Origin of the sequence: Rhizobium sullae, assembly GCF_900169785.1 — a bacterium.
Classification (GTDB): Bacteria; Pseudomonadota; Alphaproteobacteria; order Rhizobiales; family Rhizobiaceae; genus Rhizobium; species Rhizobium sullae.
The window spans coordinates 142,391-151,958 of record NZ_FWER01000007.1; the positions used below are offsets into that span (position 1 = coordinate 142,391).

Here is a 9,568-nt window from a genome sequence, read left to right on the forward strand (position 1 = left end):
TTTCAGCCGGCGAGATAGCGGGCTGCTGGTTTGTTGGTAGACAGATTTCCGGCCATGGCCTGCCGGGCGGCTTCGTAGACATCCCACTGCGCGACATCATGCAGGCTGGGTATGGTGACGAATTCTTTGCGGGAAAGCCCCAGGAGCGCCGCATCGACCAGGGCATCGGCCGGCATGACGATTTCCTCGGGCAGGTGCGCGACAGGCAGACCGGCGGCGTCCCAGAAGTCGGTGGCGGTCGCTCCGGGAAGGACGACCTGAACGTGGACATTGCTACCCTCGAGCTCCTGCCGGAGGCTCTGGCTGAAGGCGAGGACGAACGCCTTGCTGCCGCCATAGACGCCGTTCAGCCTTTCGGGCGTGATCGCCACGATCGATGCGATATTGACGATCGTTCCCCGGCCGCGTGCAACGAAACCGGGGACGGCGGCATAGGTCAGCCGCGTTAGCGCCTCGACATTGAGTGCGATCATCGCGCTCATCGCATTGGCGTCGGATTGAAGCAACGGCGCGGTCGCTCCCACGCCTGCATTGTTGATCAGTACGGTGATCTCGGCGTTGTCGGCAATCAGGCTGGCGACGCGGTTGACGTCATCGGCGAATGTCAGGTCGGCAGTGACGGTCTCGATGATGCGGCCTGTCTGCTCGCGGATCGGACGCGCGATCCGCTCCAACCGCTCGGCATTTCGTGCGACGAGCACCAGGTCATAGCCCTGACGGGCAAGGCGATCGGCATAGAGGGCGCCGATGCCGCTCGAGGCCCCGGTAATGACGGCCGTTCCCAATGTCTCAGGCATGGCATTTCCTTTCGGGTTTTGATGGACGCCGCCCGGACCAATGTGGTTGTGGGCAGCGATGACGGGAATATGAGCTTGGGAAAAGTTGACCGGTAGTGAGCGAAAACGAGAGTGAGCCTCTCGTTTTCGATCAGCCACGCTTCAGGTAGCGAGAAGCCGGATCGCTATTGACGAGGCCGGAAAGCAGTGCGTTGCGGGCGCTTTTGTACCGCGTCCATTCCCCCGTCTCGGCGAGCGAGGGGATGGTGATTGGCTCGCGAAGATCGAACCCGACCATCGCGGCGTCGACGAAATCCTGCGGCGACATCATGCTAGGCAGAGGTTCGGGCGGACAATCCCATGGCAAATATCGGTCCGTGTGGCAGCAGCGATGACGAGTTGGACATAGACGTTGTCATGTATCAGCTCGACTTGCATCGTTCGGGTCAGGGCGATGACGAAGGCTCTGGTGGCGCCATTGGCACCTGCGGAAATCTCGGGAGCCAGACCAGCCGCCGATGCAACATTCACGACCGCGCCCTCACGGCGCTGAGCTAGCCTTCGGGCTGCAGCGGTCGCCAATCGTGTACAGGCCGTGATGTTGGTATCAAGCAGCCGATCAAGACTCGACATGCGTCCATGAGCGAGCGGCCGGTCCGTCGGCAGCTCCAGATTGTTGATAAGGAGATCGAGCTCAGCGAGCTCGGCCTCGACATCTTTCAGATCACCTTCCCGTGTCAGATCGGCGACGCGCACCTCGATCACCGCATCGGTTTCGCTTCGAAGGACGCGCGCGAGCGCGCCCGGGCGTTCGGCACGATGTGCAAGCAGCACGAGATCATACCCGCGGCGTGCCAGGCGATCGGCGTAGACCAGGCCAATCGCACAGGATGCGTCAGTGTTGAGAGCTTTGGGGCGCGGTCGCGACATGACGGTTGTCCTTTCGCGATCGGTATAACGGTTTCCTCGCCATTGATAACTTACCGGATTCAAGAGGCTGCCTCTCAGGTTTCCCCGCTACCGCCGGTGCCGACGTTGCGCGATCTTCGAAGCCACAATCCGGGATCGTAACCGCTGAGCCGATCCCCATTTCACCTCGAACCGGGAGACCGACATGGACACGCATTTCAAACGCAAGATCGCCTTCGCCTTGTCGATGGGTATCGTAACGACAGGGTTGATCTCTTTCACATTGCTCGCGCTCAATCTGGGCTTCTCAAGGGGGTTCGTCCTGACATGGCTCCGCTCGTGGAGCATCGCCTACCTCATCGTTGTCCCCGCCATCCTGCTGGTCGGCCCGCGCCTTCAGGCGCAGGTCGACCGCGTTGTCCGTTGACGCGACGAAGCTGGAGCTACTGACATGACAATGGCCACCCTTCGACGGCTGTTTGCCGCGGCAGCGATGATTTCCTCTATCGCGACCGTAACACATGCCGAGGACCGCTCGCATCAACCGAGGGCGAATATCAGCTTCATTCAGATCGACAACGACATCACACTGAGAAGGTCGGTCGTGCATAGTCTCGACCCGAAGGGGACCGTCCTCTTCCTGCATGGCTTCCCGGAAACGATGTATGCCTGGAAGGAAGTATCCCTGGCTCTCGCCGACGATTACGAGGTCCACGCATTCGATTGGCCCGGCTTCGGGCTCTCGTCGCGGCCGACCACGGACCGCTTTTCTTATGCGCCGATGGATTATGCGCGTGTGCTTGACGCCTACATCGCGAAGGCTCACATCGACCGGTCCAAGCTTACGATCTATGCCACCGACATCGGCGCCCTGCCGGCGCTGCTGCTGGGCTTGGAGAAGCCCGACATTGCACGAACCATTATCGTCGGCGACTTCGCGCCCTTCGATCGGCCGCATTACATGTATGAGAGCCTGCAGAAGCTGAAGGATAGGCGGTCAGCGGCTCAGGCACGGGAACAGCTCAACAAAAACCGCGCGGACATTCTCGAGAACGCCTTCAGGAGAGGGCTAGCGAAGGAGGTGCAGTTCGAGCTCTCCGCCCGGTTCAGGAGCGACATGGCGCGTGGCTGGTCCTATGGCACGCTGACGACGGCTGACGCCTTTGCGAGCTATTACACGCATTTCACCAGGGACCAGCAGTATTTCGAAGCCAATCTGGACAAGCTAAGGACTCCTGTAAAGGTGGTATGGGGCGAGAAGGATCTCTACATCAAGAAGGAAATGGGGGTAGAACTCGCCGAACGGCTCAGGGCCGAACTTTCAATTCTCCCTGACACTGGCCATTACCCTCATCTCCAGAAGCCGGAGAGGACGGTCGAGGAAGTGCGCGCTTCATTCCGGTGACGGTGGATCGCAATAATTGCTGCAAGCCGCGCGAAGCCGGGGGAGCATCCAATCGATGAAGGCACGCACTTTGAGAGCGAGTAGCCCCTGACGCGAATAGACGATGTGGATCGGCTTGGGCCTACCGCCGTAGTCCTTCAAGATCTGCACGAGCGCGCCCGAGGACACTTCCTCCGGAACCTGGTAGTCGAAGAGGCGGGCGATCCCGGCTCCATTTCGCGCGGCTGCGACGCAATTGGCCGCCGTGTTGACCTCGATCCGGCTGCGTGGCATCGCCTCGACAGACTTCCCGTCGATCTCGAAACTCCAGAAGAACGACCGGTTATGGAACATGATTCCGTCGTGATTGGTGAGCTCGGTGGGATGTTGGGGAACGCTATGCCGTTCCAGATAGGCCGGGCTTGCGCAGGTCAACAGGCGGAACTCGCCGGCCTTGACGGCGTAGAGCGAACTGTCGACCAACTCACCAAGTCGGATGGCGACGTCGACCTGCTCGTTGGCGAGATGAACAGAACGGTCGAGGGACAGGAGGTTCAAAGTCACCTCCGGATGCTCGTTCATGAAGTCGAGTGCGATCGGCAGAACGTACCGGTGGCCAAACTCGATCGGCATCGTGATGGTGAGCAGTCCCCGCGGCGTTTGATATTCGCCTGAGGCCCTGCGTTCGACCTCCTCCAGATCGGCGATGATTTTGCGCGCCGCATCGACATAGTCGCGACCGGCGTCGGTAAGCTGCAGGTTGCGGCTTGTTCGGATGATGAGGTTTGCGCCGAGATATCGCTCCAGATCGGCGACCTTGCGGCTGACACTCGGCAGCGGCGCATTCAGCTTCCGGCTGCCCGCCGACAAGCTCCCGGCGTCAACCACCGCAAGCAGAACCCGCATTGCATCAAGCCGATCCATAACGTCCCGACGATTAGAAACCTCGATGTTGAGGATATGAGAAATCGGTTCTGCTGAATAGGCCGCACAGTCGTCTGCGTGAATCGTATCCCGATCATGGTCCGATGGGTGCGTATCGAGAGGGTGGTTCTCATTTTCGCTGGGTACCAGCCACGGCTCGCGGCCGGTAAATTTTAGTCATTCGACAGAGGGTTTCGCTTGATTGCTAACCAAAGCTGTCAGCGTTACCGCAATCAAATTTCCAGTGACGCAGTCTCAAAGGGATGACCACTATGAACAGGGTCTTTTATGTTGGCGTGTCAGCCGCTCTCTTTGCGGCCTTTGCCTTTTCGCTCAACTTCGTTGTGCCCTTCATCATCGGTGACTATTCCACCTTTGATTTTGCCCTAGTCCGTCACGTTGTTTCTGCGCTCGTCGGGCTTTACATCCTGTTTTCCGAGAAGCGCGTCATGCGCCACCTCACGCTTCGAAACTGCCTGCAAGCTATCTGGCTCGCCTTTGTCGGATATGTCGGCTACTTCCTGACGGTGACGGGAGCGGCCATCTTTGCCGGCCCAGTCATCGCTCCCGCCTTTCTAGGTCTGGTTCCGATCGTATTGATGGTCATCGGTAATCAGCGTCAGGGATCAATGCCATGGCGATTCCTTATGATGCCTTTGGCGCTGGTGCTGGTCGGCCTCGTTCTCGTCAATGGCCCGGCATTCACGACCGAAGGATTGAACTCTGTCCAATCGTTGTGGATTGGCGTGCCGTTATCGCTCGCTGCCGTGGGACTTTGGGTCTGGTTCGCCCTTGCCAATCAGGCTGCACTCGCCGCCCGACCAGAAATGCCCTCCGGTGTGTGGTCAGCGCTGATACTAGTCGGAGGCGGCGTCTTGATGCTGGCGTTTTATCCTGTCGGTGCCGCGATGGACCTCTTCCAGCTTCCAACATTGGGATTCGGCTGGAGTGCCGCCGGCAGCCTATATGTTTGGGGTGTGTCCCTCGCGCTGCTGGCAACCGTAGGCGGCGCTTGGGCCTGGAACGTTGCATCACGGAGCCTGCCGGTTGCCTTGGCCGCGCAATTGATCATCTCGGAAACAGCCTTCGGTGTTATCGGAGGACTTGTCGCACATACCCGCTGGCCAACCCCCATCGAAGTGGCTGGGGTGGTTGTCCTGATCGCCGGCGTTGTTCTGTCAGTGCGGATTTTCTACGATCGCCAATTCGCATCGGGAACGACATTGCTTGCGCAGGAGTGACCTGCTGCGCGCCGGATCAATGACAGGCGCTGGCATCGGTGATGAAATGACATCCAACGCAGCGCCCGCATTTGCCGCGAAGTCGTCGAGACGCACGCGACATGCTCGGCCCAAGAGATCATCGAAGTTGGTACAATCTTCCACGTCCTCAAAACCCGGGGAGAGTGACATTCCAACTTTGCAGAATCAGGACACTTTAACTTTGCGTGGCCGGCGTCACCCTGCCGGTGGATGGCGGTTATCACGTAGGCTAGGCAATGGTTCGATTCAATGATTAGTGTACAAGCGCCGACACGCCAGTCGGAGCGCATAAGCTGCGCCTCATGGCCGCCAACCCCTGATGCGTGGTGTCAACCTAAAGATCGGCGGCGCGACGGGCCCTCTCGCTCAGGACTTTGGCGGCAGCAGCCAGTTTTCAAGGGTCAGGCCAGGCACGCGCGCGAACTCGCGCTCGTTGTCGGTGACAAGCGTCGCGCCGATCGCCAGCGCCTGCGCGGCGATCCATGTATCGTTGGCGCCGATCGGTGTCCCCTGTCGCTCCAGCAGCGCGCGTATCTTTCCGTAATGCCGGGTGGTGTCGTGATCGATCCCAACCAGTAGCAGGCGCTGGGCGAGCGTTGCTAGACGCGCACGATTGCGCTCGCCGTATTCGCTCTTCTCCGCGCCGAATTCCAGCTCGCCCAGCACGATCGCCGAAAGGCGGATAGCACTCAGCTCCTCGGATTCCAGCCGCTGGCGAACTTCCTCGCGCCCTTTCAGAGCCGCGATCACAATGTTTGTGTCGATAAGGTAGAGATCGGACACGACCTAGTCATCCAGAGAGGGCACGTCTTCGGCCGGCAGATCTTCGTGCGCGACGAGATCAATTTCATTGGCATCGGACCAGAAATCCCGAAAGGCCTCGGCCGCCTTGCGTGGGTAGTCTGGGACCAGCCGTGCGATCACCTTGCCGTGCCGGGTCACGGCGATTTCCTTGCCGGCTTCTACCTCGGCCAGCAGGGCGGAAAAGTGAGCTTTTGCCTCGACAATAGGGACGCTCTTCATTGTCGCCTCCATAAAAATGACTATATGGTCAGAATATAGGAGGATGACGCTGCTTGGTCAATGGACTGTCCTCTTCCCCGGCGCCTCCTTCGGGCCATGCTTCGGAGACGCGCCCGAAAAGCGGTGACTGCCAGCGTAATCGCAGCAACCAGGTCGAGAGTGCCGGCCATGATCATAGGCCTGCAAAAGCCGATGGACTTGGCTGCGACTGAGCCCAAGCAACTCAGCGGCCCGGATGACCGTCAGGCTGCCTTGGCGAACCTGCGACGCCGAACACATAGGGCCTCGGCCACGATGCACGTCGTCGCTAATCTTGCTTCCCAACGCTGACGTTCGACCAGCATCCCAAGAGGCGACGACTGTCGCATCTCTCTTATGTTCGTTTGCAAGCTCTTTGGTCGTGATTTTTCCTTTCCGGTTTTGACGACGAAAGCACATGCGCGAAGCTGTTGAACAAAGGAGGAGGCAGGGCATTTAGACGACGGCTGGCATACTCTTATGCGCGGGCTGGGTACCGCATTTCCGTGTGTTCGTCTGGGGCTGCTTCTGTCTAACATCGGGCATGGATTTTATCCGCCACATAGACATGACGAGGGTTCCCCACCGGAGCCCTGCCTCCATCTTTGTTCAACAGCAGATGTTTTGCTTCTCGACTGTTTGTCGCGTTTTGAACCGACGATAGGCTTTAGATTTTTGCTGTGGGAGCGACCTCCTGTCCAATCGCCCACAGGAACGCTGCCATTTCCCGGGCAACGGCGGTGACCGCGACGACCTTCGGCTTGCCTGCCGCCATCAGCTTGCGATAGCGCGCGCAAAGCCGCATCTGACCTTTCCAGGCAATCTCTCGAACCGCTCTTGGCAGGCCATCCAGCCGGGCCTGGATCGCCGGGCTCACGCGAGCCGGGAAGCGATATGTCCAGGCTCCTTCGACGAGGACCCTTCGCGCGCGCATGTTGCCGGCCTTGGTGATCCCCGCACGCTTGACCCGTTCGCCGGTTGAGCTTTCCGACGGCACGAGACCGAGATAGGCCATCAACTGACGAGGATTATCAAAGCGTCTGACATCGCCGATTTCGACCACAAAGGTGACCGCTGTCATGAACGCAACGCCGCGCATTGCTTGATAGGCGGCCACAACCGGGGCCATCGACCAGGATGCCGCGGTCTCGACCACCAGCTTGGTCAACCTGTCCAGACGCACGCCGGCATCCTCGATGGCCTGGCAATATTCCGCCAACAGGATGTGGTGGGCGGGATGATCGAAGGCCTGGCGCGCCAGCCATCGGACATGAGCGCGCGTCCATGGCGTGCGGCCGGTATAGACCCGGCCATGACGCAACAAGAAAGACTGAAGTTGCTGACGCGCCTGCTTCAGCGCGTCGTTGGCAGCTTCCCGGGCCCGCACCAGGTCGCGGATCGCCTCATGGCCTTCATCCGGAACCCAGACCGCAGTCAGTTCACCCGCCCGGTGCAGGCGTGCCAGGCTTACGGCATCGCGGCGGTTGGTCTTCACCCGGTCGCCCGCACGCTTGGGCACCAGCGACGGCGCGACCACCACGCAGTCATGCCCCAATTCGACAATCTGGCGGTAAAGACCGTAACCGGTCGGGCCGGCCTCATAACAAAAATGAAGCTTGGCTCCACGCTTGGAAAGCTTGGCGACCATCGACGCCACCGACGCCGGCTCCGACGAGATATCGCCGAAAAACCGCACCTCGCCGTTGCGCCCGCCATCGGCAACCGCCACCGAAATCTTCAGCTTCGACGTATCCAAGCCGATGAAAAGTAACGCTATTCTCTTTCATGGTTCGCCCTCGCTAAGCGTGGGGCTCGGCTCCGGCCAATCCAGAGCAACCCCCGATTTCAGCTTACCGCGGGGGCGGGCCACGCTCACCCCACGAACATACGGTCTAACTGGCCTATGTGTCGCATTTCTAAAATGCCGCTACACATCATCATGTGGCGGCAGGGTTGGAATGTCCGTTTGTGTGCAAAGTAGAAATGTCACTTTGGGCGTCGTCAGCCATTTAGAAATGCGATACTCAGCATGTCCACTTGCGCTGAGGCAAGCCCCCGACCGGACCGGCTTGGCCGGGTTGCAAGGGAAGGGCGGGGGCGGGTGAGGGCACCCCTTCAGCTTTAGCTTTGACAGTTGGAGCAGCCAGTCATTCCGCCGCATCGAGGCCAGAGAGCGCTTGTCGCCGTCGGGCAATGACGACGGGATCGTTCATGAAGTCCTTCCGCCGTCCCGGGCCGCGAGCACGTTTGACGTAGCCGTTTTTGTCACTGTTGGTCTTCACAACTGGCTTCGTCTGCTGATCCTGTCGCTCCTTGATATAGGCCAGCACATCACCGAGCCGCTTGTTCTCGGTGATCGCCGCATGCGTCACCCGCTGGTCCTTGTCGAACACCCGGTAGGGCAGGGAATGCCCCTTCCAGCGCACATCCAGCCGGCCATCGGCATAGGCATAGGTCTCGACATAGCGACCGACCAGTCCGCGCGTCACCTCCGTCTCTTCCAGCATGATCCTCTGGCGCTCGAACGAAAACGTCAGCTGCGCCCCGACGTAACGCTGCTCACGCTTGCACAGAATGTCCCTGAGCCGGTCCAACGCGAGATTCACCGGCCGATGCAGATCGTCGGAACGGATAGGGGCGATGGCAAACCGCTGGTTATACCGCGCCATGAACTGCGGCAGAAAAGCGTTGCCGTCGTCCATGCCGCAGATGCCCTCCAGGCGCAGATCCTTGATCAAACGATCCTGTAGCGTCCGATTCATCCGCTCGACGCGTCCTTTGGCCTGGCTGGAATTTGCACAAAGAATCTCGATGTTTAGCTCGCAAAGCGCACGCCCGAACTGGGTCATGCCCTGGCCGCCCTTGGCGTCTTTTTTGGGAACCCGGAACACCGTATGCTTGTCGGAATAAAAGGCAATCGGCGCACCATGCTCCTTCAGATAGAGCTCAAGCGCCTCGAAATAGCTGAAGGTGCTCTCCGATCGTACGAATCGCAACTGCATCAACTTGCCGGTCGCATCGTCGATGAACACCAGCAGCGAACAGGCCGGTCCGCGATCCTCGAACCAACGATGTTCCGAGCCGTCGATCTGCACCAGTTCGCCATAGGCTTCCCGACGGAGACGCGGCTGATGAAACGTCCGCTGCTGCTTGCGTGATAGCCACAGGCCAGCATCCACCATCCAGCTGCGCAACGTCTCGCGCGACACACGCAATCCATCGCGTTCGGCAAGCTTCTCGGCCGCCAAGGTCGGGCCGAAATCCGCATAGCG

At 59.8% G+C, this 9,568-nt stretch carries 11 protein-coding genes and 1 pseudogene; 3 read left to right on the plus strand and 9 right to left on the minus strand.

Annotation, left to right across the window (positions count from 1 at the left end; genetic code table 11):
- Positions 1-2: 2 nt before the first annotated feature.
- The 3 genes from BN1800_RS08605 to BN1800_RS08615 form a co-directional block, all read right to left on the minus strand.
- Positions 3-797, minus strand: a complete 795-nt coding sequence (locus tag BN1800_RS08605) for an SDR family NAD(P)-dependent oxidoreductase (protein WP_086996463.1) — start codon at positions 795-797, stop codon at positions 3-5.
- Between the two features lie 130 nt (positions 798-927).
- Positions 928-1,107: a hypothetical protein gene (locus tag BN1800_RS08610; protein ID WP_086996466.1), complete on the minus strand. Its 180-nt coding sequence runs from the start codon at positions 1,105-1,107 to the stop codon at positions 928-930.
- Positions 1,104-1,706, minus strand: a complete 603-nt coding sequence (locus BN1800_RS08615; protein ID WP_086996468.1) for an SDR family NAD(P)-dependent oxidoreductase — start codon at positions 1,704-1,706, stop codon at positions 1,104-1,106. The genes BN1800_RS08610 and BN1800_RS08615 overlap by 4 nt, the downstream gene beginning before the upstream one ends.
- 184 nt (positions 1,707-1,890) lie before the next feature.
- Here BN1800_RS08615 and BN1800_RS08620 point away from each other — a divergent pair, with 184 nt between their 5' ends.
- Positions 1,891-2,112 carry a DUF2798 domain-containing protein gene (locus tag BN1800_RS08620; RefSeq protein WP_027509507.1) on the plus strand — a complete coding sequence of 74 codons (222 nt, stop codon included), beginning with the start codon at positions 1,891-1,893 and terminating at the stop codon, positions 2,110-2,112.
- Between the two features lie 24 nt (positions 2,113-2,136).
- Entirely contained in the window at positions 2,137-3,090 is a 954-nt protein-coding gene (locus BN1800_RS08625; protein WP_027509508.1) for an alpha/beta fold hydrolase, read from the plus strand.
- On the opposite strand, the gene BN1800_RS08630 is transcribed toward BN1800_RS08625, so the two are convergent.
- Positions 3,079-3,993, minus strand: coding sequence for a LysR family transcriptional regulator (locus tag BN1800_RS08630; RefSeq protein ID WP_027509509.1), 915 nt, complete (start codon positions 3,991-3,993; stop codon positions 3,079-3,081). The genes BN1800_RS08625 and BN1800_RS08630 overlap by 12 nt on opposite strands.
- 272 nt (positions 3,994-4,265) lie before the next feature.
- Here BN1800_RS08630 and BN1800_RS08635 point away from each other — a divergent pair, with 272 nt between their 5' ends.
- Positions 4,266-5,234 carry a DMT family transporter gene (locus BN1800_RS08635; protein WP_143533918.1) on the plus strand — a complete coding sequence of 323 codons (969 nt, stop codon included), beginning with the start codon at positions 4,266-4,268 and terminating at the stop codon, positions 5,232-5,234.
- 387 nt (positions 5,235-5,621) lie between these two features.
- Here the strand turns inward: BN1800_RS08635 and BN1800_RS08640 are convergent, their stop codons facing one another.
- From BN1800_RS08640 to BN1800_RS08660, 5 genes and pseudogenes are all read right to left on the minus strand, one after another.
- Entirely contained in the window at positions 5,622-6,038 is a 417-nt protein-coding gene (locus BN1800_RS08640) for a PIN domain-containing protein (protein WP_027509511.1), read from the minus strand.
- A gap of 3 nt (positions 6,039-6,041) precedes the next feature.
- Positions 6,042-6,278, minus strand: a complete 237-nt coding sequence (locus BN1800_RS08645) for a type II toxin-antitoxin system Phd/YefM family antitoxin (protein WP_027509512.1) — start codon at positions 6,276-6,278, stop codon at positions 6,042-6,044.
- A 171-nt stretch (positions 6,279-6,449) separates the two neighbouring features.
- A pseudogene (locus BN1800_RS42285) lies at positions 6,450-6,557 on the minus strand (helix-turn-helix domain-containing protein); the annotation flags it as partial.
- Positions 6,558-6,963: 406 nt separating this feature from the next.
- Complete coding sequence (locus BN1800_RS08655; protein ID WP_086996474.1) at positions 6,964-8,073, minus strand: IS110 family RNA-guided transposase; 1,110 nt, start codon at positions 8,071-8,073, stop codon at positions 6,964-6,966.
- 370 nt (positions 8,074-8,443) lie between these two features.
- Positions 8,444-9,568 (minus strand): ISNCY family transposase (locus BN1800_RS08660; protein WP_086996477.1); only part of this gene is annotated, 1,125 nt, incomplete at its 5' end.